Annotated in this window: 17 protein-coding genes; 9 read left to right on the forward strand and 8 right to left on the reverse strand. The window is 63.7% G+C overall.

The window, feature by feature from the left end; all coding sequences use genetic code 11:
• Positions 1–42: 42 nt before the first annotated feature.
• The 6 genes from J0663_RS28490 to J0663_RS28515 all read left to right on the forward strand — a co-directional run bounded on the left by J0663_RS28490 (position 43) and on the right by J0663_RS28515 (position 7754).
• Positions 43–1908 carry a GH39 family glycosyl hydrolase gene (locus J0663_RS28490; RefSeq protein ID WP_207246128.1) on the forward strand — a complete coding sequence of 622 codons (1866 nt, stop codon included), beginning with the start codon at positions 43–45 and terminating at the stop codon, positions 1906–1908.
• 29 nt (positions 1909–1937) lie between these two features.
• On the forward strand, positions 1938–2756 hold the full coding sequence (locus J0663_RS28495; RefSeq protein ID WP_207246129.1) for a sugar phosphate isomerase/epimerase family protein: 819 nt from the start codon (positions 1938–1940) through the stop codon (positions 2754–2756).
• 4 nt (positions 2757–2760) lie between these two features.
• Entirely contained in the window at positions 2761–3777 is a 1017-nt protein-coding gene (locus J0663_RS28500) for a hydroxyacid dehydrogenase (protein WP_207246130.1), read from the forward strand.
• The gene (locus tag J0663_RS28505; RefSeq protein ID WP_207246131.1) at positions 3774–5195 is read left to right on the forward strand and encodes an enolase-like domain-containing protein; all 1422 of its coding nucleotides are present in this window, start codon (positions 3774–3776) and stop codon (positions 5193–5195) included. The genes J0663_RS28500 and J0663_RS28505 overlap by 4 nt, the downstream gene beginning before the upstream one ends.
• An 82-nt stretch (positions 5196–5277) precedes the next feature.
• The gene (gene araD / locus J0663_RS28510) at positions 5278–7020 is read left to right on the forward strand and encodes an L-arabinonate dehydratase (protein ID WP_375337252.1); all 1743 of its coding nucleotides are present in this window, start codon (positions 5278–5280) and stop codon (positions 7018–7020) included.
• 14 nt (positions 7021–7034) lie between these two features.
• Entirely contained in the window at positions 7035–7754 is a 720-nt protein-coding gene (locus J0663_RS28515) for a ribonuclease activity regulator RraA (RefSeq protein ID WP_207246132.1), read from the forward strand.
• Between the two features lie 20 nt (positions 7755–7774).
• Here the strand turns inward: J0663_RS28515 and J0663_RS28520 are convergent, their stop codons facing one another.
• The 3 genes from J0663_RS28520 to J0663_RS28530 all read right to left on the reverse strand — a co-directional run bounded on the left by J0663_RS28520 (position 7775) and on the right by J0663_RS28530 (position 12972).
• A complete protein-coding gene (locus tag J0663_RS28520) occupies positions 7775–8305 on the reverse strand; it encodes a c-type cytochrome (protein ID WP_207246133.1) in 531 nt (176 codons plus the stop codon).
• Between the two features lie 411 nt (positions 8306–8716).
• The gene (locus tag J0663_RS28525) at positions 8717–11872 is read right to left on the reverse strand and encodes an efflux RND transporter permease subunit (protein ID WP_207246134.1); all 3156 of its coding nucleotides are present in this window, start codon (positions 11870–11872) and stop codon (positions 8717–8719) included.
• Complete coding sequence (locus J0663_RS28530; protein ID WP_207246135.1) at positions 11872–12972, reverse strand: efflux RND transporter periplasmic adaptor subunit; 1101 nt, start codon at positions 12970–12972, stop codon at positions 11872–11874. The genes J0663_RS28525 and J0663_RS28530 overlap by 1 nt, the downstream gene beginning before the upstream one ends.
• Before the next feature lie 206 nt (positions 12973–13178).
• Here J0663_RS28530 and J0663_RS28535 point away from each other — a divergent pair, with 206 nt between their 5' ends.
• From J0663_RS28535 to J0663_RS28545, 3 genes are all read left to right on the forward strand, one after another.
• Complete coding sequence (locus J0663_RS28535) at positions 13179–13865, forward strand: response regulator (protein ID WP_207246136.1); 687 nt, start codon at positions 13179–13181, stop codon at positions 13863–13865.
• 2 nt (positions 13866–13867) lie between these two features.
• Positions 13868–15166: a HAMP domain-containing sensor histidine kinase gene (locus J0663_RS28540; RefSeq protein ID WP_207246137.1), complete on the forward strand. Its 1299-nt coding sequence runs from the start codon at positions 13868–13870 to the stop codon at positions 15164–15166.
• A gap of 102 nt (positions 15167–15268) precedes the next feature.
• Complete coding sequence (locus tag J0663_RS28545; protein WP_207246138.1) at positions 15269–16720, forward strand: efflux transporter outer membrane subunit; 1452 nt, start codon at positions 15269–15271, stop codon at positions 16718–16720.
• Positions 16721–16732: 12 nt separating this feature from the next.
• On the opposite strand, the gene J0663_RS28550 is transcribed toward J0663_RS28545, so the two are convergent.
• From J0663_RS28550 to J0663_RS28570, 5 genes are read right to left on the reverse strand one after another with little or no spacing between them, the layout of a single operon-like run.
• Positions 16733–17569: an HpcH/HpaI aldolase/citrate lyase family protein gene (locus J0663_RS28550; protein WP_207246139.1), complete on the reverse strand. Its 837-nt coding sequence runs from the start codon at positions 17567–17569 to the stop codon at positions 16733–16735.
• Positions 17566–18018, reverse strand: coding sequence for a MaoC family dehydratase (locus tag J0663_RS28555; protein WP_207246140.1), 453 nt, complete (start codon positions 18016–18018; stop codon positions 17566–17568). The genes J0663_RS28550 and J0663_RS28555 overlap by 4 nt, the downstream gene beginning before the upstream one ends.
• The gene (locus tag J0663_RS28560; protein WP_207246141.1) at positions 18018–19883 is read right to left on the reverse strand and encodes an acetyl/propionyl/methylcrotonyl-CoA carboxylase subunit alpha; all 1866 of its coding nucleotides are present in this window, start codon (positions 19881–19883) and stop codon (positions 18018–18020) included. The genes J0663_RS28555 and J0663_RS28560 overlap by 1 nt, the downstream gene beginning before the upstream one ends.
• 7 nt (positions 19884–19890) lie before the next feature.
• Positions 19891–21501 (reverse strand): carboxyl transferase domain-containing protein, encoded by a 1611-nt coding sequence (locus J0663_RS28565; protein ID WP_207246142.1) that lies wholly within the window; start codon positions 21499–21501, stop codon positions 19891–19893.
• A complete protein-coding gene (locus tag J0663_RS28570; protein WP_207246143.1) occupies positions 21498–22643 on the reverse strand; it encodes an isovaleryl-CoA dehydrogenase in 1146 nt (381 codons plus the stop codon). Before J0663_RS28570 ends, J0663_RS28565 begins: the two co-directional genes overlap by 4 nt.
• Positions 22644–22796 lie beyond the last annotated feature (153 nt).

Genomic DNA, 22796 nt, shown 5'->3' on the forward strand with positions numbered 1-22796 from the left:
CCTGGCTTTTGCTGCCGACGTCCTTTCAAGGAGAAACGACCCATGCGTGAACGTACGCGAATAAGCGTCGATGCCGGTGAGGCGGTCCGCCCCTTCAACCGGTTCTGGCGTGGCACGGGCTTTTCGCCGGCCGAGTTGCTGCTCGAACCCGAGATGCGCCAGATGCTCGCCTATATCGGCGCTCTGCCCAACGAGGGCATCCGGTATTTGCGCGTGCACTACCTCTACAATCTGCTGCGCTCGACCGGCGGAGCCGGCTATGACTGGTCTCTGCTCGACCGCGCGCTCGACGTGATGATTGAACACCGGCTGAAGCCGTTCTTCGAGCTGATGGGTAATCCGTCAGGCCTCTTCACCGATTATGAGGATATGGATCAGGTCAAGCGCTGGCGCGATCTCGTCACTGTGACGGCGGATCGTTACGGCGCGCGTTACGGCATCGACGAATTGCGTACCTGGTATTTCGAAACGACCAACGAGGCGGACTCCGGCTGGTGGACCTACGGGATCAAGGGGTACACAAACTATTACGACGCCTGCATCGCCGGGCTCGATGCCGTCGACCCCGGCCTGCCGATGGGAGGGCCGGGTACTGCCCGCACGCTCTCGCCGATATTTCGCGCCTTGATGGCCCATTGCGACAGCGGTACGAGCTGCCTGACCGGCAACGGCCCGCCGCGCCTCGACTACATCTCGATCCACGAAAAGGGCGTCAACGGCAGCAAGGACGACCTAACCCCGAAAACCAGCGCCATCGTCGACCGCACGCTTCTCGTCGTCGACTATCTCAGGGAACATCATCCGCTCCTCGCCGGCCTGCCGATCATCAACGACGAATGCGATCCGCAGCTCGGCTGGAGCGATCATCACAGCTGGCACGGCAAGGCCTATTATGCCGGCATCATCGCCCGCATCATCGAGCAGCACGACCGGCGCATCATCGCCCCGAAGGCGGCGGATTTCACCTTCCTCAGCAATGACCACGCCTTTATCGGCGGCTGGAGCCAGCGCACGATCTTTGCCTATTTCGGGTCGCGCAATTTCACCAAGGCGCAATGGGAGCACAAGACCGATCTCGAGACGCTAGTGACGGATGTCGATCGGGCGCCGCCTTTCGATCTCATCAAGAAGCCCGGTCTCACGTCAATGGAACTGCTGGCGACCCTCGGCGATACCGTTTGCAAGGTGACGGCCGAGCCGCAGCTTACCCCTGATCAGGATGGCCTGGCCATCCTACCGACACGGCTGCCGGGCGGCGGCGTTTCCATCAGCCTCATCCATAGCGTCGATGTCATCAACCGTTCCGGCCGGACCGCGGTACGCCTCGAGGTCAGTGGATTGGTACCCGGCCGCCACGCGCTTTGCCTGCTGCGCATCGACGAGGAATTCACCCATCCGATGGAGGTCTGGGAAGCGCAGCGCGACGAAAGCAATCCGCGTGGGCCTTTCGAGCCGGTCGGCGCGCCGCCCGAACCAACCGAAGCGCAGTTTGCCGAGCTTCGCCGTGCACAGGAACCCGCCTTGCTGCATCCGATCAGCATCGTTGAATGCGACGACGGCCGGGTCAGCGTCGATCTCGATGTGCCATTGCCGTCGCTGACGCAGGTGCTTGTCGTTCCCGACACGGGCGCGGCCCCGCCTGCACCTTCCGGCCTCGTTATCGAACGCTACCTCGGTCTCGGCGGGAAGGAAGAGCGCATGCTGTTCTGGGCGGCCGGTGATAACAGCCCTGCCATCTTCTACGATGTGCTGGCCAGCACCGGCGGCGGACCCTTTGAAAAGGTCAGTCCGGTCCCGCTGCTTTCGACGGCATTCCTGCACATGTCGCCGCCACAGGGCGTGCGTTATGCGGTCTGTGCCCGCGACGCATTCGGCCGCCGCAGCGAGCTTTGCGTCTCGCCCGCATGAGCAGCCTTTTCCGGTTTGGAACCTGATCCATGGATATCGCCTATTTCACCAAGACGCTGGAGGGGCTGCCGCTTGATAGAGCGGCGAAGATCACCGCCGGTCTGGGTTTCGACTGTGCCGATCTTCTCGTCCGCGACGGCCACGCCGTCTCCCCCGAGAGGCCCGAGGAAATCGTCAAGGCCGCGAAGCTCTTTGCCGCGGCCGGTGTGCGCACCCCGATGGCGACCATCGATTCGACGCGGCCCGACGATTCCACGTCGCGTCTTCTCGGCTCCTGTGGCGAGGCAGGCATCGGCCTGATCCGGCTCGGCTTCTGGCGCTATGATCCGTCGCGGCGCTGGAGGGCGCAGCTTGACGAAGCGCGGCGTGATCTCGACGGCTTCGAGCGCCTCGCCGAACGGTTCGGGGTAAGGCTGGCCGTCCAGCTGCATGGCGGAACCCTGCACAGCTCGGGCGCGCTGGCGGCGCAACTGCTGGCCGGTCGCGATCCTGCCTGGGCCGGCGCCTATCCCGATCCGGCCAATCAGATCATCCGCGAGGGGAGCGAGGACTGGCGGCTGACCCTCGACATCCTCGAGCCGTGGTTCTGCTGCATGGGCGTCAAGAACTGCGGCTGGTTTCCCGGCGCCTGCGGATCCCACGGCCAGCGCGCGTGGCATTCCGATTGGTACGGGCTCGACGAAGGCATGGTGCCCTGGAACGAAATCGTGCCGCATCTGGTGACGACCGGATTTGCCGGCGTGCTCTCGGTACATTCCCAGTACCGGCTTCCGCGAGATCAGGCGCTCGACAAGGTTCGCGCCGATCTTGCCCATCTCAGGCGCCTGGTCGCCGCAGCGAAAGAGTAGAATCATGAGTGAACACGCTCCCGTCATCGCCGCCCTTTTGACCGAAAAGACCCGCCGCATGATGCTGGACGATGCGGCGATCGCCCAGTTGAACGGTCTTGGGAGCGTGCGCTGGCCGGCCGGCGCGACGCTCGATGCTGCCGAGGTCGATCGGCTGCTGCAAGGCGCCACCGCCTGCCTTACCGGATGGGGAACGCCGCCTTTCGATCCCGCCGCTCGCCAGCGCCACCCGCAGCTTGCCCTCGTCGCCCATTCGGCGGGCAGCGTCCGCACGCTCGTTCCCGCGCGCCTGTTCGACGAGGGGCTTCGCGTCAGCCATGCCGCCTCGAAGATCGCCGCTTCGGTTGCCGAGTTCGTCGTCGCCGAAGCGCTGCTTGCCATGCGCGGCATTCATCGGCTGCATCACGCGTTGCGGGGCGGCGGCGAATGGCTCGACGTCCGCGCCGCCGTGCCGCAACGATTGCTTGGCGCGCGGACAGTCGGCATCGTCGGCGCCGGCTATGTCGGTCGGGCGGTTATCCGCCTGCTCGTTCCATTCGGCTGCCGCGTCCTGGTCGTCGACCCCTATCTGGATGATCGCGAGGCCGGCGCGCTCGGCGTCGTCAATGCCAGGCTCGACGACGCGCTCGCCTGGAGCGACGTGATTTCCCTGCATGCGCCGGTCCTGCCCGAAACGCGTCGCATGATCGGCGCCCGCGAACTGGCGCTGTTGCGTCCCGGCACACTCTTCATCAACACGGCGCGGGCAGAGCTGGTCGATGAGGCCGCGCTGCTCGCCGAGATCCGCTCCGGTCGCATCGAGGCGGCTCTCGATGTCTTCGACCATGAGCCGTTGCCACCGGACAGCCCGTTTCGCGACCCGGCGCTCGCCAATGTCACCATTTCGCCGCATGCTGCGGGTCATACCGAAGAGGCGCACCTCGCCCAGGGGCGGGCTATGGTGGACGAGATCGGCCGGCTGCTTCGCCGCGAACCGCTTCACCACGAAGTCTCTCGCGCCATGCTCGACCGTATGGCATGACCATGGACAGAAGCATTGGAGATCCCGTGACGGCGCCGCGTGTCAGGCTCGTCGAAATCGATGCCTTCGAGCGCGATATCAGGCTGCGCCTGCCGTTCCGCTTCGGCGCGGCAACCCTCGAAAGGGCGCCGCAAGCCTTCCTCAGGGTCCGTGTCGAGGATGAGCAGGGTAAAACCGCCATCGGCGCCGCCGCCGAAATGATGGTGCCGAAATGGTTCGACAAAGATCCGGCGCTGACGCCGGCGCAGAATGTCGATCAGTTGCGCACCTCGATCCGCACCGCCGCCGCTGCGTCGCTCGAAGCATCGGCGCCGGCGACATTGTTTGCCGCCGCCCGGCTCAACGAGCTGGAAACCGTCCGCCGTCTGCCCGGAAATCCTTTGGCGGCCGGCTTCGGACCTTCGCTCGTCGCCCGCGCCGCGCTGGACGCCTATTGCCGCCTTGCCGGACTTTCCTTCTTCGATGCGGTGCGCCGCAACCTCGTCGGCATCGGCGGCCCGATGCTGCCCGGCGATATCGAGGCGGAGGCTGTCTCCGCCACGCTCGCCGGCCTTCGCCCTGCCGGCTCGATCCTGGCACGGCATACGATCGGCCTTCTCGATCCGATCGCCGAGGGTGATATCGTCCATCCCGTCGAGGATGGCCTGCCGGAGAGTCTCGAAGCGGTGATCAGCCGCTATGGCAACCGCTGGTTCAAGATCAAGCTTTCCGGCGCGATCGATGCCGATATCGACCGCCTGGCGCGGATCGCCGCCGTGCTGGAGCGCGTGCCCGACTATCGGGTGACGGTCGATGGCAATGAACAGTTTCGCGCGCCGGAAGATCTCGCTGCCTTGCTGGCGCGGATCGATGCCATACCTCGGCTGTCGCGATTGCGCGCGGCCATTGCCTTCATCGAACAGCCGTTCTCGCGGGCGATCACCATGGAAACGCCGCTGGGAGATCTCGCGGCCCGATTGCCCTACCTGATCGATGAGAGCGACGACGGCGACGATGCCTTCGCCCGCGCCCGCGTGCTCGGTTACACCGGCGTTTCCTCGAAAACCTGTAAGGGCATCTACCGATCGCTCCTGAAGGCGATCCGGATCAGGACGGGATGTGTGCCGGGGCTTTTCCTCTCGGGCGAGGATCTGACCTGCCAGGCCGGGCTCGCCGTGCAGCAGGATCTGGCCCTCGTTTCCGCGCTCGGCCTCTCCCATGTCGAGCGCAATGGCCATCACTATGTGGCCGGCATGCAGGGTGCACCGGAGGCGGAGCGGGCACGTTTTGCAGCAGCCCATCCCGATCTCTACGAGCAGGGCCCCGACGGGCCGCTCCTATCGATCCGCGAGGGCCGGATCGCCAGCGGTTCACTCGGAGCGGTCGGCTACGCCAGCGGCGCCTTGCCCGATTTCGAAGCGATGGAGCGGCTCTCTTGACATCGATGGACGTTCAGGCGCGCGCCTGTATCTTACGGGCCTCGGACACTTCAGGCGATGTCAATATTGGAGGCATATCGGCATGTCGTTGAAAGCCGTCAAGACACCGGACGAGTTGCGGTCGGCGCGCTGGTTCGCATCCGAAGACCTGCGCGGCTTCGGCCATCGGTCACGCCTGATGCAAATGGGCTATGACACCGGAGATTGGGCCGGCAAGCCGCTGATCGGCATCCTCTCCACCTGGTCGGATCTCAATCCCTGCCACGCCCATTTCAAGCATCGCGTCGAGGACGTGAAACGCGGCGTGCTGCAGGCCGGCGGCTTTCCGGTGGAAATGCCGGCGCTGGCGCTGTCGGAGAACTTCATGAAGCCGACGACCATGCTCTACCGCAACCTCCTGGCGATGGAGACCGAAGAGCAGATCCGCGCCCATCCCGTCGACGGCGTGGTTCTGATGGGCGGCTGCGACAAGACGACGCCGGGCCTCATCATGGGCGCGCTCAGCGCCGGCGTGCCGATGATCTACCTGCCGGCGGGGCCGATGCTGCGCGGCAATTATGCTGGCCAGCAGCTCGGTTCCGGTTCGGACGCCTGGAAATATTGGGACGAGCGGCGCGCGGGCACGATATCGGACAAAGAATGGGCCGGCATCGAAGCCGGCATTGCGCGCTCCTACGGTCATTGCATGACGATGGGCACCGCCTCGACGATGACCGCGATTGCCGATGCAATGGGTCTGATGCTGACGGGGGTCTCTTCGATTCCCGCGGCAGACGCCAACCATATCCGCATGTCGGCCCAGACCGGTCGGCGGATCGTCGACATGGTCTGGGAGGAGCTGACGCCGGACCGGATCGTCACGCCTGCCGCCGTGCGAAATGCGGCGACGGTCGCCATGGCGACCGGCTGTTCGACCAATGCCGTCATCCATCTTCTGGCCATGGCGCGCAGGGGAGGGGTCGCGCTGACGCTTGACGATCTCGACGCGCTTGGCCGCGTCACTCCGGTCATCGCCAATGTGCGTCCGTCGGGAAAGACCTATCTGATGGAGGATTTCTACTATGCCGGCGGTCTTCTGGCGCTAATGTCGCAGATCCGCGAGCGGCTCGATCTCGACGCATTGACGGTCTCGGGCGAAACCCTGGGCGCGGCGCTCGCCGACGCAAAGATCTATAATGACGATGTGATCCGGCCGCTCTCCAACCCGATCTATCCGGAGGGTTCGCTTGCCGTGCTGAAGGGCAATCTGGCGCCCGATGGCGCGGTGATCAAGCCGGTGGCCTGCGACCCGCGCTTCCATGTCCATCAAGGTCCGGCGCTGGTATTCGACAGCTATCCCGACATGAAGGCGGCGGTCGAGGACGAGACGCTGGATGTAACGCCTGATCATGTCATGGTGCTGCGCAATGCCGGACCGCTCGGCGGCCCCGGCATGCCGGAATGGGGCATGCTGCCGATGCCGAAAGCGCTGCTGAAACAGGGACATCGCGATATGCTGCGGCTCTCGGATGCGCGCATGAGCGGCACCAGTTATGGCGCCTGCGTGCTGCATGTGGCGCCCGAAGCCCATGTCGGCGGCCCGCTCGCCCTGCTGCGGAACGGCGACATCGTCCGGATCGATATTCCGAACCGCCGGCTGGACATGCTGGTCGACGAGGCGGAACTGGCCCGGCGCCGCGCCGCCTGGGTGAAGCCCGCCGATCGTTTCGGCCGCGGCTACGGCTGGATGTACGCCTCCCATGTCAGCCAGGCCGACAAGGGTTGCGATTTCGATTATCTGCTTCCCGAATTCGGTGCGGCAGCCGGAGAACCGGACATTTTCTAGGAGGAGATGCAGGCATGACGACACTTTCGGACAGCACGCGCGACCAACTCATGCGGGTCAGCGTCGCCACCATCAGCACGGCACTCTTCAAGCGTGGCCTGCGCAACCAGACCATCCAGGATGTGCAGCCGGTCGCCCGCAAAGGCCGCAATATGGTCGGCCCGGCCTATACGCTGCGCTACATTCCGGCGCGTGAGGACCTCAACAAGCTCGAGGTTTTCCGCAATCCGGAACACCCGCAACGCGCCTGCGTCGAAAGCTGCCCGGCTGGTGCCGTGCTTGTCATGGACAGCCGCAAGAATCCGCGCGCCGCTTCAGCCGGCTCAATTCTCGTCACGCGGCTGATGGTGCGCGGCGTGGCCGGCGTCGTCACCGATGGCGGCTTCCGCGACAGTCCCGAGATAGCGGGGTTGGCGATTCCCGCCTATCACAATCGGCCCTCGGCGCCGACGAACCTGACGCTGCACCAGGCGCTCGACATCAATGTGCCGATCGGTTGCGGTGACGTGGCGGTCTGGCCCGGCGATATCATGGTCGGCGACGACGAAGCGGTGATCGTCATTCCGGCGGAACTTGCCGACGAGATTGCCGAGGAGGCCGTGGAAATGACCGCCTATGAGGACTTCGTGACCGAGCGCGTGCTGGCTGGCCAATCGATCATCGGTCTCTATCCGGCAACGCAGCCGCGCAATCTCGAGGAATTCGCCGCCTGGCGCGCCAGGAGCGGCCGGTGACGCGCAGCATCCGTCGCTTTCTAGTTTGGCGCGCTGGCTGCGGTTTCACCCGGGGGCATGATCCGGAACAAGAAGGTTGAAACCTTCTCCCCCGGCTTGAAGGGGCCGGGAACCTGGTTAGTTACCGGTTTCAAGCTTTGAAGGAACGCTGCAATTGATGTCACGTCCTCGTCGGTGAGCTGCGCGAATGCATGCCATGGCATGATTGGCGCCAGGACGCGACCGTCCGGCCGCTGGCCGGTCTGAAGGGCAGTCACAATCTGTTCCCTGGTCCAGCTGCCGATGCCGGTCTCCTTGTCCGGCGTAATGTTGCGGCCGACAAAAACGCCCTGGCCCGGGATCTCAAAGCCAACATCCGATCCACCGAGAAATCGCCCGCCGTCCGGCTTTCCGAAGAAATATCCCGGTGTGTGGCAGTCATTGCACCCGCCAATCGTGACGAGATATTCGCCGCGCGCAATCTGCTGATCATCGGCCGCTGCTGCCATGCTCAACGGTAGCTCCAACGCACAAGCGGCCAAAAATGCGAGCCGAACGCTCAACCGAAACATTTTACCCTCCGTGTTACAGCCGCTCGCAGCCGAGAAGGACTGAATATCACGATGAAGTTATTCTATATATTAGCCACTTCGAATTATGGAATTGTATGGGGCGCGGCCCGCCAGGCCAGCGGTGAAAAAGGGCCACGACACGAGCAGGTCTCCGTGTATTTTCGCGAGCACGGGGCGGATTGCGATCGCTTCGCTCGGGGACGGTCGGCCACCAGCGACACCTTGCCCGATTTCGAAGCGATGGGGCCGTGGTCGAACGCATAGCAGGACGCGCAGGCGGCTTGTGGCCGCCTGCGGGGGAACACGTCCCGCGGCTTTGTTCCTGGGGGGAGGAACTCCACCGAAGAGGCTGCCGTCACCGACCGTTGTCTGGCGCGGGACCATCTGCCCAATCGAGAGGGGGAGCGGAGATCATCTCTGACCGTGCCCCCTCCTTGATTGCTCGGGCTGGAAGGCGATGGCCGCGTGATCGTTGGAGGCCTGCGGTTTATCCTCGGCGATCTCCTGGGCCAGCCCGATCCGGCGCAGCAACCGTCTGAGCGCCTCGTCCAGGTCATCGACGAAGGTGAAGATGACGGGGATGACGACGAGGCTGAGCAACGTCGACATCATCACGCCGCCGATTACCACGATCGCCATCGGCTGCCGGAAGCTGGAATCACCTCCGGTCAGGCTGAGAGCGACCGGAAGCATGCCGCAAGCCATGGCGATGGTGGTCATGACGATCGGCCGGGCGCGCTTGTGGCAGGCATCCACGAGGGCATCGAACCTGGCCATGCCCTGGCGGCGCGACATGATCGCATATTCGATGAGCAGGATGGAGTTCTTGGCCACCACGCCCATCAGCATGAGCAAGCCTATGACGGCCGCCATCGAGAAGCTAGTTCCGGTCAAAACGAGCGGCAGGAGCGCGCCGCCGAGCGAGAGCGGCAGAGCCATCAGCAGGGTGAGCGGCTGCAGGAAATCGTGGAAGAGCAGCACGAGAACCGCATAGATACAGAACACGCCGATCGCCATGGCAAGGGCGAAGCTCTGGAACAGTTCCGAACTGCGCTGAAGTTCGCCTTGTTCTACAAGGGTGACGCCCGAGGGCAGATGCTGGAGCGCCGGCAGCGCCTGTGCCTCGCGGTTGACGTCGCCGAGGATGCGGCCGTTGAGTTCGACCGAAAGGGTGACATTGCGCATCCGGTCGATGCGGTCGATTTCGGAAGGGCTGCCGCCGATCGTCACATCCGCGATCGATCCGAGATCGACATTGCCGTTCGTGCCCGCCACCCGCATGTTCTTGATGTCGTCCAGATTGGTGCGTGTCTCGGGGCTGAAGCGGACGACGATGGGAATTTGGCGCTGCGGCAGATTGAGCTTCGACAGGTCGGCCGAATATTCTCCATTCGTCGCCACGCGCACGGCCTCGGCGATGGAGGTCGACGTCACGCCGAGCGCTGCTGCACGCGCGAAATCGGGCGTGATCTGGATTTCGGGCGCCTGCCTCGCCGCGGTCGACGTTACCGCGCCGATACCCTGCAGCGTGCGGAGCTGTTCCTCGAGCGCCGTGCTGGCGCTGTCGAGGACATTCGCATCGTCGCTCGCCAGCGTGATCTCGAGCTTCGTGCCGTTGCCGCCGCTGCCGACCTCCACGCGCACACCGGGCAGCAGGGAGAGCGCCTGCCGGATGTCGTTTTCGATTTCCGACTGCTTGCGGTCACGACCGCCTATAGGCGACAAGACGGCGACGATAGTGGCGGAGCCAACATCGCTCGTCGTGCTGCTGTCGGGGCTGTCGCCTGAGGATGCGGATCCGACGGAGGAAAAGACACGCGTAACATCATTGAGCTTTCCGACGATATCGGCTGCCCTTCTGGCCGCGGCGTCGGTCTGTTCTATGGTGGCGCCTGGCTGCATGGTGAGTGTGATCCGGGTTCGCGCGTCGTCGGAAGCGGGCAGGAAGCCTGATTTCAGCAAGGGAATGGTGGAAAGCGAGAGCGCGACCAAAACGGCGGTTGCCGCCAGCGTGGTCTTTCTGTGGTCCATGGCGGTTTTCACGACTGCCATATAGGCGCGCATGATGCGGCCGTCCCTTTCCTCGGTCGGCGGGACAGCCTTCATGAAATAGGCGGCCATCATCGGCGTCAGCAGGCGCGCGACGACAAGCGAGGCGAGGACGGCGACAGCGGCGGTGATCCCGAACTGGCGGAACAGAAGTCCCGGAATGCCGCTCATGAATGCGGTTGGAAGGAAGACTGCGACGAGCGTGAAGGTGGTTGCGATGACGGCGAGTCCGATCTCGTCGGCGGCTTCGAGGGCGGCATCGATCGGCCGCTTTCCCATCTGCAGATGGCGGGCGATGTTCTCGATTTCGACGATGGCGTCGTCGACGAGGATGCCGACCACGAGCGACAGCGCTAGCAGTGTGATGATATTCAGGCTGAAGCCGCAGAGGTACATGACGAGGAAGGTCGGTATGACGGACAAAGGCAGCGCCACGGCCGACAGGATCGTTGCCCGCCAGTCCCGAAGGAAGAGCCAGACGACGATGATCGCCAGGATCGCACCCTCGTACAGCATGTGCATCGAACCATCGTAATTCTCGATGATCGGTCCGATCGTGCTGTAGGCGTCTTCGATCTGCACGTTGGAATGCTTGGGGGCAAACTGCTTCATCGCCGTGTCGACGTCGTCGGCTACACCACTGTCCGAAAACCCGTTCGAGCGCTTGATCTCGACCGCGACCACCGGTTTGCCGTCGAGATAGGCCATTGAGGACCGCTCGGCGAAACTGTCGGTGACGGATGCTACATCGTCGAGGCGAACCTGCTGGCCGTTCGCCAGCGGAATTCTGAGCGCCTTCAGCGCCTCGACCGAGGGCAGGGCGCCGAGCGTTCGCAAGGTCTGGCGGGTGCCGCCGATTTCGCCAAGACCTCCTGATGTATCCGTCTGCACGGCCTTCAGCTGCGATGACACAGTCGCCGCAGTGACCCCAAGCGAAGCCATGGTCGCAGGGTCGAGATCCACATGAACCTCGCGGTCGATGCCGCCGATGCGGTTGACTTGTCCGACGCCCGGCACCGACAGCAGCGCCTTGGTCAGATCATTGTCGACGAACCAGGAAAGTTCTGTCTCGTTGAGAGCGGTGGAGCGAATGGCATATGTGACAAGCGCGGAGCTCTGCACCGTGACCTTGGTGACGCTTGGGCTTTCCATCTGCGCCGGCAGATCGCCTTTAACGCCGTCGACGGCGTTGCGGACTTCGTTCAAGGCCGTTTCGCTGTCTTTCTCAAGCTCGAAGGAGACCTTGATCGTGACGGTGCCATCCGTAATGGTCGTGGTGATGTGGTCAAGATAGCTGAGCGAGGCGAGACTATCCTCGATGGTGCGGGCGACCTCCGTCTCGAGCTGCGTCGGTGCTGCGCCGTCGAGCGTTGCGGTGACGGTGATCGTCGGCAGGTCCATATCGGGGAAGTTCTGGATCGGCAACTGCTTGAAGGCTAAGAGCCCGCCGACGGCAAGCATCACGAACAGCAATATTGATGGCACGGGGTTGCGGATCGACCATGCTGAGAAATTCATCAGTTTGTCTCCGCAATCTTTACGAGGTCGTTGTCGGACAGGAACGCGCCGCCGGAGCTCACTACTCTCGAGGAGCGGTCCAGTCCGGAGACGATTTCCACCTCGCCGTCGTTGCGGCGACCGGTTTCCACACGGATCCTTTGCACGCGTTGGTCCTCGCCTGATGTGAAGACGTAGCTTATGCCGTCCCGGAAAACGATCGCCGTTTCGGGAATGGTCAGCGCCGGGGAGGCCTGCAGTTCGATGTTACCGGTCACGTAAAGCCCGGTGCGCGGGCGCATTTCGGCTGGAAGCGTGACATAGACGATCGCTCGGCTGGTATCGGTGCTGACCGAAGGTCCGACAAGCCTCACCTTGCCTTCGATGGCTTGGCCGTCCGGCCCGTTGATCTTAACGCTCAAGCCTTCCGAAATGCGCGGGAGGTAGCGGGCGGAAACCTCAGCCTGCCATTCGATCCGCTGCTGGCGCACCATCCGGAACAGCTCGGTGCCCGTAGAGACGACGGCGCCGAGATTGGCGGAACGCGAAGTTATGACGCCATCGTCGACCGCGGTGATGGTGGTCTGCGCAAGCTTGATCTTCTCGCTGTCGAGTGCAGCTTCTTCGGACGTAAGACTTGCCGTCGCCGTCTGTTCGTCGGCCAGATATTCGACGATCTTCTCGTCGGAAAGGGCGCCGGAAGGACGCAGCTGCCGCGCCCGGTCGGCATTGGCCTTGGCCTTCGAAAGATTGGCCTTGGCGGTCTGAATGGCCGCCTCCTGCTTGCGCAGATCGGCAAGCACGCTCTCCTGGGAAAGCCGCACGAGCGTCTCTCCCTTGGTGACCACGGAGCCAACATCGACCAGGACATCGGTGATGCGCAGGCCGCTCGTTTCAGAGGCGATGATCGCTTCTTGCCAGGGCTTCAGCCACCCACTCGCGGGAACGGTCTCAGGCCATTCGCGTTGCGCAGGCGCCGTCAGGGAGACGGTGAGCGCCGTCGCGGCGGCCTGTTCTGCCATGACAAGACGGGCGGGGGAGACAAGAACTGCAGCAACAAGCGCAGCGGCAAACATTCTGGATGATTTTCTCAACAAAGCATTCCTTGTGGTCAAAGGCATCGATGCCTTTGAATCCGCGCGAAGGCGACGAACGAGTGCCGCCCATGTCGAGGCAACCCCGTTTCTGGTGCGCGTCGATGTCATGGCAGGATAAGTAGCGGTGCGAACGTTAAGCGCGGTCAAGTTAGTGTTAAGTTAGGTAAAACTTGGCCGGGTGAGCGCGTATGTGCTGTATGGCTTGGCCGGTTTAATGACGGATAACGCAAATGAACAAGGTTCTCCTCATCGACGACGATGCCGAGCTGACGACGCTTCTGCAGGAATATCTGGTCGAGGAAGGATATGACGTCGTGACGGATACGGACGGTCGCGCCGCCATTGCGGCGGCTGCCGGCAATACGGTCGATATCATTGTGCTCGACATCATGATGCCCCGGATGAACGGGATCGAAGTCCTGCAGAGGATCCGGAAGCTTAGCCAGGTTCCCGTTCTGATGCTGACCGCAAGGGGCGATGACGTGGACAGGATATCGGGTCTCAATCTCGGGGCCGACGACTATGTGCCGAAGCCGTGCTCGCCGGGCGAGCTGGCGGCGCGGTTGCGGGCCATCCTACGTCGCGCCGGTCAGCCGGCGACCGGCGCGTCCACCGACACGATCAGGGCGGGGCAGCTCGTGATCCATCCGGGCAGCAGGATCGCCGAATGGCGCGGAGAAATCCTGGATCTCACAGGCACCGAATTCAGCCTGCTCGAGGTGCTTGCCCGCAGCGCTGGCCAGCTCGTGTCGAAGCAGGAGATTTCGAAGCGGGCCTTCGGCAAGCCGCTGACCCCGTTCGATCGCCGTATCGACGTCCATATCAGCAGCGTTCGCCAGAAGCTCGGACTGAGGGAGGACGGGCAATCCTGGATCCAGTCCGTCCGCGGCCAGGGCTACCAACTTCTCGTGGACTGACCATGCCCCGGCTTTTCTGGAAGTTCTTCGCGACGATCTGGCTGACGCTTGCAATGACGCTCACCGTCATAATCGTGATCGTCAACGTCTTTGAGATCCCGCCCCCCGGCCGCGATCGGGAGTATCAGGAGCGAGCGTTCATTCTGACGCTGACGGCGAATGTGCTTGCAAGGGATGGTGAGGACGCTGCCGCGCGCTTCATCCGCACAAGCGAGGAGACGGTGCCGCTGGGCCTGAGTCTCTCGCAAAGCACGGAGTCGTTTGTCTGCGCGGACGAGAGTTCGGCAGAGACGAAGTCCATCCTGAAGGACGGAATTTGCTACCGGATCTCCGTTGCGCCGGAACCGAGCTTCCTTTTCAACGTTGTGGACAACCTGGCGCTGCTGGTGCCTTGGCTCTCGATTTTCGTTTCGAGTACCGTCGCCGCCGCCGCGCTCGCCCGCTATCTCATTCGGCCTGTCGTGCACCTTCGCGATGGCCTGAGCGCGCTCGCCCATGGCCGCTTCGACGTCCGCATCGGCGATCGGATGGCCGGCCGCAGGGACGAGGTCACCGCGCTGGCGCATGACTTCGATTCCACCGCCGCGCGGCTTCAGGAGCTTCAGGATGCGCAGCAGAGGCTGTTCCACGACGTCTCCCATGAATTGCGTTCGCCCTTATCGCGCCTGCAGGCCGCCGTCGGCGTGCTCCGGCAGAGCCCGGCGAAACTTGGCGCCATGGTGGATCGTATGGACCGGGAGGTCGAACGGCTGGACGCGCTGGTCGGCGAGGTTCTGACGCTTGCCAAGCTGACCGCGGGATCCTGCCTGCCGCTGAAAACCCAGACCCTGGATGTCGTCGAACTGCTGAACGAAATCCTCGGCGACGCTGCATTCGAAGCTCAGACGCGGGATGTGTCGATTACAAAGAGTGTCGACGGCGCCTTCCGCGCCGAGGTCGAAGGCGAGCTGATCTACCGGGCGCTCGAAAACGTCGTGCGCAACGCCGTCAAATACACGGCCGAACATTCGCGCATATCCGTGTCTTGCGAGCCGTCGGGCGAGCGCCTCAAAATCTGCGTCGCCGATCAGGGGCCGGGTGTCAAACGGGATGAACTCGAGCGGATCTTCCAGCCGTTCTCACGCGGGAAAGAGGCGGTGCCGAGAGGCGGATACGGCCTGGGCCTCGCCATCACCCGGCAGGCCGTCGAGCGCCATGGCGGGCGGGTGCATGCATCCTTGCCCGACGGGGGCGGACTGGCAATCACGATCGAGCTTCCACGGCGGCCGCCACCCGCTGGTTCGGTTGATCATCAAGTCTGATCCGGCCCTTTGCGTTTTTACCTAACTTTACAGTTTCTTAACCGCTGTTAACGCTGGCCCCGCTAAGCCTGAACCCATAATCCCGGTTCAGGAAGCTCGCCAGTGTATCCGTCATTCTCCACAAGACTCTCATCGCTGCGCTACGCCGCATCCGCCTTCACGCTGCTGCTCGCGGGCTGCGTCAGCGGCCCTGATCATGTTCCCCCTGAGATGCCGCTGCCGGCCAGATTCGAAGAGGGTGGCAGCAAGAGCAATGGCGGTGTCGTGACGGCTGAGTGGTGGACGGCCTATCGCGACAGGCAGCTCGACGGGCTGGTCGCCCATGGCCTCAACGAGAACCTTGATGTGCTGCAGGCGCTCGAAAGCATCAACGCGGCTGCCGCCAATGTCACGGTTGCCGGCGCTGGCGGACTGCCTAGCCTCAGTGTCGACGCATCGCACACGGTATCCGGCGAGAAGGGGCGGCTGCGCACGACGGTCGGCGCCACCAACACGACAGGCGGCGGCGCCAGCCTTTCCTGGCTGCTCGACGTCTTCGGCCAGTATCGTCGCTCGAAGGAGAGTGCCATCGCCTCCCTCGGGGCAGCCCATGCGACGGCCGATAATGCGAAGCTCACATTCCTGAAAGACCTGGTCGAGAGCTATATCGACGCCCGCTACTATCAGGAGCGCATTGCGCTTTCCCAGGCGAATTTGAAATCCCGTCAGCAGACTTACGAACTCACGCAGCTACAGCTCAAGGCAGGGGCGGCCTCCCGTCTCGACGTCGTTCAGGCCGAGGGGCTGGTACAATCGACGAAGGCCGACATTCCCGGCCTCGAACAGAGTTTTACAGAGTCGGCTCATCACATCGCCACCTTGCTTGGAATGCCGGCGGCGTCGCTGACGGACGAGCTACGGAAAAGCGCAGGCCAGCCGGTTTTCCGCGGCAGCATTCGCGCCGGTATTCCCGCCGATCTCATCCGCAACCGTCCCGATATCCGGAAAGCCGAACGCGAGCTGGCGGCGGCTGTTGCCGATATCGGTGCTGCCGAAGCTGAGCTTTATCCGTCGATCTCGCTCTCCGGCTCGATCTCGCCGAGCTGGGTCAAATCATCGGGCGCCAGCGGCGCAAGCCTGACCAGCTGGTCCTTCGGGCCGACGCTCAACCTGCCGATCTTCGACGGCGGCAAGTTGCAGGCGAATGTCGATATCGAGAAGTCCGATGCGAAGTCTCAATATCTCGCCTGGAAGGCGGCGGTGCTGAACGGGATCGAAGAGGTCGAGAACGCGCTGTCGGCGGTTCGCCGCGACACGCAGACGCTGGAACCGTTGCGCAGGCAGGTGCAGACGGCGCAGGAATCGCTGGCGCTTTCGACCACCAGCTACAAGGATGGCGCCTCCTCGCTGCTCGACGTTCTGGACGCGCAACGTTCGGTCTCAGATGCTCAGGAAAGTCTTGCGGCCACCGTGCAGCAGGTCGCGAAGGATTATGTGGACCTCTATGTCGCCATCGGCGCCGGTTACCTCGAGCCGGAACATTCCCCGTCCACGCAAACTGCAAAATCGGGCTGATTCGAGGTTGGGCTATCGTCCGGTGCTTTCCAGAATGCGCAGCGCAAGCTTGAGATGCGGCAAATCCAACATGCGTCCGTCGAGCTGGATGACGCCCGCCTCCGGCCTGGCGGCAAAGGCGGCGGCGACTTTCTCCGCCCAGGCGATCTCGGACGCGTCAGGCGTGAAGGCGTGGTTGATCGCTTCGACCTGGCCTGGATGGATGGCCATCATGCCGGAAAAGCCGTCGCGCCGGGCGCGACCGACGTAGGCTCTGAGACCGCTGAGATCGCGGAAATCGGGATAGACGGTGTCGATGGCCGGAACGGCGGCGGCATGGGCCGCAAACAGCGTGAGTGAGCGGGCAAGCTCGTAAGGCGGTGTATAACGGCCATCTTTCCTGCGCGAAGTTGTGGCACCTATCGCGGCGGGCAGATCTTCCGCACCCCAGGTCAGGCCGCAAAGGCTCGCCGCGACATCCCGGTAGCTGCCGATCTCGAAGATCGCCGATGGCGTCTCCGTCGCGATCGGCAGGATGGGGATTTCCGAGCCGAGAGAGCCTGCGAGTTTCAGCACCGAAGCCGCGCCCTCGGCCTTCGGCAGCATGATCGCGAAAGGATCAAGGCCGCTCAAAGCGGCCAGGTCGTCTTCGGATTCGGGCGAGGCGAGGGGATTGATGCGGATCAGCAGAGCGCTCTCACCGGTATGGCGCCGGGTGAACTCGTGCACGGCCTCGCGGGCTCGTGGCTTGTTGGCGGGCGCGACCGAGTCCTCCAGATCGAGGATGACGGCATCGGCGCCGGAGGCGAGCGCTTTGTCGAAACGCTCCGGCCGGTCACCGGGCACGAAGAGCAGCGAGCGCAGCCTCATGACGGCCTCACTTTCAGCATGGCGGTGCGCAGGCACCGGCAGACGATCTCGTCACGCTGGTTCAGGGTGACGTGGCGGAAGGTGACGATGCCGGCATCGGGGCGGGAATTCGAACGGCGCAGCTCCGTCACCTCCGTTTCCACCCGCAGCGTATCGCCGATGAAGACCGGCTTCGGCATCGTCACCTTGTCATAGCCGAGATTGGCGACGAGCGTGCCGAGCGTGGTGTCGCCGACCGAAAGGCCGACGGTCAGCGCAAAGGTGAAAGTGCCGTTGACGACGATCCGGCCGAATTCGGTGGCGGCCGCATAAGCGGCATCGAGATGCAGCGGCTGCGGATTGTGGGAAAGTGTCGTGAACAGCAGGTTGTCGGTCTCGGTGACCGTGCGGCGGATCTCATGGGCGATGCGGTCGCCGACCGTCCATTCGTCGAAATAGCGTCCGGCCATCAGTCCTCTCCCTTCATGACGGTGACGACCAGCTGGTTTTCCGAGACCCTGGCGCCGGTGGAAACCTGCAGTTTTCCGACGAGGCCGTCAAAGGGCGCGCGAAGCGAATGCTCCATCTTCATCGCTTCCACAGTCAGCAGACGATCCCCCTTGGCGACGCGATCCCCTTCGGTCACTTCCACCGAAATGACGAGGCCGGGCATGGGCGACAGGATCGCGCCGTCGCCTGCACCCTGACGTGCCTCGATTTCGCCTGCGTCGGGCAGGCCGATCGCCCAGGCATTGCCAGCATCGAAAAGCACCGTCGTTTCCGCAATCGTGATCGTATTTGTCTCAAGTTCCGGACGTGACTGCCCCCAATAGAGGTGACCGTCGATGCGGACACGCACGCGGCTGTCGCTTGGCCCAGCAATGCGAAAACCGGAAAGCCCCGACCAGGGATCATCGCCCACTTTCCTCGAAAGCACCGTGGCGGCACGGTCGATTGCCGTTTGATCCGGCTCCTTTGCCACAAGGCTTTCGCCGTGCCGGTCGAGGAACCCGGTATCGATCCGGCCCGCGTAGAAATCCGGGTCGGCGGCGATGCGGGCGAGAAGGCCGGCATTGGAATGGACCGGCCAGACCTCGATGCCGGCGCAGGCGGCCGCGAGCTTCGACAATGCGGCTTCGCGGTTCGGCCCATGGGCAATGATCTTGGCGATCATCGGATCGTAGAAGGCGGTGATCTCATCGCCCTGTTCGACGCCGCTGTCGACGCGGACGGTTGGCGGCAGGCGGAGATGGTCGAGCCGGCCGGTCGAGGGCAGGTAGCCGGCGGCGGGATTTTCGGCATAGAGCCGGGCTTCGAAGGCCCAGCCGTTCATTGCGATCTCGTCCTGGCTTTTCGGCAGTGGCTCGCCGCTTGCGACCTGCAGCTGCCAGAGCACCAGATCCTCGCCCGATATGGCTTCGGTGACGGGATGCTCCACCTGCAGGCGCGTGTTCATTTCCATGAACCAGATGCGGTCGGGATGCAGGTCTTGCGAGGCATCGGCGATGAATTCGATGGTGCCGGCGCCGACATAGTTCACCGCTCTTGCCGCCTTCACCGCCGCCTTGCAGATCGCAGCGCGCGTGGCGGCATCGAGGCCGGGGGCAGGGGCCTCCTCGATGACCTTCTGGTGACGGCGCTGCAGCGAGCAGTCGCGCTCGAAGAGATGGACGCAGTTCCCGTGCTGGTCGGCGAAAACCTGCACCTCGATATGGCGCGGATTGGCGATATAGCGTTCGATGAGAACGCGGTCGTCGCCGAAGGCGGAGGCCGCCTCACGGCGGCAGGAGGCGAGAAGTTCCGCGAAATCTCGCGGACGGTCGACGCGACGCATGCCCTTGCCGCCGCCGCCGGCAACGGCCTTGATGAGGACGGGATAGCCGATGGCATCAGCCTCGGCCGCAAGCCTTGCCTCGCTCTGGTCCGGCCCGAGATAACCAGGGGTCACCGGCACGCCTGCCGCCTGCATCAATTCCTTCGCGGCGTCCTTGAGCCCCATTGCGCGGATGGCGGCCGGCGGCGCGCCGACCCAGAGAATACCGGCTTTCTCCACCGCTTCGGCAAAGTCGGCATTTTCCGACAGGAAGCCGTAGCCCGGATGGATCGCGGCGGCGCCGGTTTTCCGGGCGGCGTCGAGGATGCGGGTCTCGGAAAGATAGCTTTCGCGGGCCGGCGGCGGGCCGATGGCCACCGCTTCGTCGGCCTCTCGCACGAAGGGCAGGCCGGCATCGGCTTCGGAATAGACGGCGATCGTGCGGATTCCGAGTGACTTTGCCGTGCGGATGATGCGGCGGGCGATTTCGCCTCGGTTGGCAATGAGAAGGCTTTCCATCATCGCCGCCTCACATCCGGAACAGGCCGAAGCGCGGCCCCTTCGGGATCGGCGCATTCAGGCAGGCGGAAAAGGCAAGACCCAGCACGTCCCGCGTCTGGCTGGGATCGATGATGCCGTCGTCCCAGAGGCGGGCGGTGGCATAATACGGATTGCCTTCGGCCTCGTAGCTGGCGCGGATCGGCGCCTTGAAGGCCTCCTCCTCGTCAACAGGCCAATCCTCGCCGCGCGCCTCCAGCGCATCGCGGCGGATGGTGGCGAGCACCGAGGCCGCCTGTTCGCCGCCCATGACGCTGATGCGGCTGTTCGGCCAGGTGAAGAGGAAACGCGGGCGATAGGCGCGGCCGCACATGCCGTAATTGCCGGCGCCGAAGCTGCCGCCGATGATGACCGTGACCTTCGGCACGGTCGCGGTCGCAACCGCGGTCACCAGCTTTGCCCCGTCCTTGGCGATCCCGCCGGCCTCATATCGGCCGCCGACCATGAAGCCGGAGATATTCTGCAGGAAGAGCAGGGGCACGCGGCGCTGGCAGGCGAGCTCGATGAAATGCGCGCCCTTCAGCGCGCTTTCGGAAAAAAGCACGCCGTTGTTGGCAATGACGGCGACGGGCATGCCCCAGATACGGGCAAAGCCACAGACCAGCGTGGTGCCGTAGAGCGGCTTGAACTCATGCAGTTCCGAGCCGTCGACGAGGCGGCCGATCACCTCGCGCACCTCATAGGGCGAACGCACGTCCTCGGGGATAATGCCACAGAGGTCCTGCGGATCGAGTTTTGGCGGCCGCGGGGGCTGGACATCGATATCGACCGATTTGACGCTGTTGAGGCTGGCGACGATGTCGCGCACCAGGAGCAGCGCATGCTCGTCGCTTTCCGCCACGTGATCGACGACGCCGGAGCGGCGGCCATGGGTCTCGGCGCCGCCGAGTTCCTCGGCCGAGATGATTTCTCCGGTCGCAGCTTTGACCAGCGGCGGGCCGGCGAGGAAGATTGTGCCCTGATTGCGCACGATCACCGTTTCGTCGGACATGGCGGGCACATAGGCGCCGCCGGCGGTGCAGCTTCCCAGGACGCAGGCAATCTGCGGAATGCCTTCGGCCGACATCTGCGCCTGATTGTAGAAGATCGCGCCGAAATGGTCGCGGTCGGGAAAGACCTCGGCCTGATGCGGCAGATTGGCGCCGCCGCTATCGACGAGATAGAGGCAGGGCAGCCGGTTCTGCAGGGCAATCTCCTGCGCCCGCAGATGCTTCTTCACCGTCAGGGGGTAATAGGCGCCACCCTTCACCGTCGCGTCATTGGCGACGATCATCACCTCGCGGCCGGAAACCCGGCCGATGCCGGATATAATGCCCGCACCCGGCGCCTCGTTGCCATACATGCCGTTGGCCGCCAGGGTGCCGATCTCCAGGAACGGGCTGCCGGCATCGAGCAAAAGCTGGATGCGGTCGCGCGGCAGGAGTTTGCCCTTGCCGGTGTGGCGTTCCCGCGCTGCCTGTGAACCGCCTTCGCGGGTCTTCGCTGAGCGCTCGTAGAGTTCGTCGACGAGGGCTTTGTTCTTGGCGGTGTTGGTTTTGAAGCTTTCGCTGGCGCGGTCGACCGCGGTCGAAATCACCGTCATGATGCGATCAGCTCCCGCCCGATCAGGTAGCGACGGATCTCATTGGTGCCGGCGCCGATATCGTAGAGCTTGGCGTCGCGCAAAAAGCGCTCGACCGGCCATTCCTTGGTATAACCGGCGCCGCCGAGTGCCTGGATCGCCTCCAGCGAGACCCTCACGGCATTCTCGCTGGCAAAGAGAATCGCGGCGGCCGCATCGGTGCGCGTTGTACGACCGGCATCGCAGGCGCGAGCGACGGAATAGACATAGGCGCGCGCTGAATTCAGCGCGACATACATGTCGGCGATCTTGCCCTGCATCAGCTGGAAATCGCCGATCGGCTTGCCGAACTGCTTGCGATCGCGCACATAGGGCAGCACGACATCGAGGCAGGCCTGCATGATGCCGAGCGGGCCGGCGGCGAGCACCGCGCGCTCGTAATCAAGGCCGGACATCAGGATCTTCACGCCTTCGCCTTCTTGGCCCATCAGCGCCTCGGCCGGCACTTCGCAATCCTCGAAGACCAGTTCGGCGGTATCGCTGCCGCGCATGCCGAGCTTGGAGAGTTTCTTGGAGACGCTGAAGCCGGGCAGGCCCTTTTCGATGATGAGCGCGGAAATGCCTTTCGGCCCGGCTACGGGATCGGTCTTGGCATAGACGACGAGCACGTCGGCATGCGGCGCGTTGGTGATCCAGAATTTGCTGCCGTTCAGAATATAGCGGTCGCCCTTTTTCTCGGCACGCAGCCGCATCGAGACGACATCGGAACCGGAGCCCACTTCCGACATGGCGAGCGAGCCGACATGTTCGCCGGAGATCAGCTTCGGCAGATGACGGTGTTTCTGCTCAGATGAGGCCCAGCGGCGGATCTGATTGACGCAGAGATTGGAATGGGCGCCGTAGCTCAGGCCGACGGAGGCCGAAGCCCGTGAGACTTCCTCCATGGCGACGACATGCTCGAGATAACCGAGACCGGCGCCGCCGAATTCTTCCTCGACGGTGATCCCATGCAGGCCGAGCGCGCCCATCTGAGGCCAGAGCTGACGTGGAAACGTGTTGCTTTCATCGATCTCCGCAGCCAACGGAGCAATCTGAGCGGCGGCAAACCGCGCCGTCGTTTCACGGATCGCGTCCGCGGTTTCGCCGAGCGAAAAATCAAACATGGCACTCCTCCCGCTGAAATATGTAGCGCGGGTTGCGGCGGGGTCAAAGTGCCGTTGAATGATGCCGCCGGGGGACATTCTTATCGGCGGGGAACGTCCATTCTTGAAAATATGGAAAACATGGAATATATGGAAATTTAACGGAGGTATGAT

The organism is Rhizobium lentis, from assembly GCF_017352135.1.
Taxonomy (GTDB): Bacteria; Pseudomonadota; Alphaproteobacteria; order Rhizobiales; family Rhizobiaceae; genus Rhizobium; species Rhizobium lentis.

What these genes read in the sequence shown, in the direction of transcription:
- J0663_RS28490 (WP_207246128.1), top strand. Translation starts at nt 43, where the DNA reads ATGCGTGAACGTACGCGAATAAGCGTCGATGCCGGTGAGGCGGTCCGC.
- J0663_RS28495 (WP_207246129.1), top strand. Translation starts at nt 1,938, where the DNA reads ATGGATATCGCCTATTTCACCAAGACGCTGGAGGGGCTGCCGCTTGAT.
- J0663_RS28500 (WP_207246130.1), top strand. Translation starts at nt 2,761, where the DNA reads ATGAGTGAACACGCTCCCGTCATCGCCGCCCTTTTGACCGAAAAGACC.
- J0663_RS28505 (WP_207246131.1), top strand. Translation starts at nt 3,774, where the DNA reads ATGACCATGGACAGAAGCATTGGAGATCCCGTGACGGCGCCGCGTGTC.
- araD (WP_375337252.1), top strand. Translation starts at nt 5,278, where the DNA reads ATGTCGTTGAAAGCCGTCAAGACACCGGACGAGTTGCGGTCGGCGCGC.
- J0663_RS28515 (WP_207246132.1), top strand. Translation starts at nt 7,035, where the DNA reads ATGACGACACTTTCGGACAGCACGCGCGACCAACTCATGCGGGTCAGC.
- J0663_RS28520 (WP_207246133.1), bottom strand. Translation starts at nt 8,305, where the DNA reads ATGTTTCGGTTGAGCGTTCGGCTCGCATTTTTGGCCGCTTGTGCGTTG.
- J0663_RS28525 (WP_207246134.1), bottom strand. Translation starts at nt 11,872, where the DNA reads ATGAATTTCTCAGCATGGTCGATCCGCAACCCCGTGCCATCAATATTG.
- J0663_RS28530 (WP_207246135.1), bottom strand. Translation starts at nt 12,972, where the DNA reads ATGCCTTTGACCACAAGGAATGCTTTGTTGAGAAAATCATCCAGAATG.
- J0663_RS28535 (WP_207246136.1), top strand. Translation starts at nt 13,179, where the DNA reads ATGAACAAGGTTCTCCTCATCGACGACGATGCCGAGCTGACGACGCTT.
- J0663_RS28540 (WP_207246137.1), top strand. Translation starts at nt 13,868, where the DNA reads ATGCCCCGGCTTTTCTGGAAGTTCTTCGCGACGATCTGGCTGACGCTT.
- J0663_RS28550 (WP_207246139.1), bottom strand. Translation starts at nt 17,569, where the DNA reads ATGAGGCTGCGCTCGCTGCTCTTCGTGCCCGGTGACCGGCCGGAGCGT.
- J0663_RS28555 (WP_207246140.1), bottom strand. Translation starts at nt 18,018, where the DNA reads ATGGCCGGACGCTATTTCGACGAATGGACGGTCGGCGACCGCATCGCC.
- J0663_RS28560 (WP_207246141.1), bottom strand. Translation starts at nt 19,883, where the DNA reads ATGATGGAAAGCCTTCTCATTGCCAACCGAGGCGAAATCGCCCGCCGC.
- J0663_RS28565 (WP_207246142.1), bottom strand. Translation starts at nt 21,501, where the DNA reads ATGACGGTGATTTCGACCGCGGTCGACCGCGCCAGCGAAAGCTTCAAA.
- J0663_RS28570 (WP_207246143.1), bottom strand. Translation starts at nt 22,643, where the DNA reads ATGTTTGATTTTTCGCTCGGCGAAACCGCGGACGCGATCCGTGAAACG.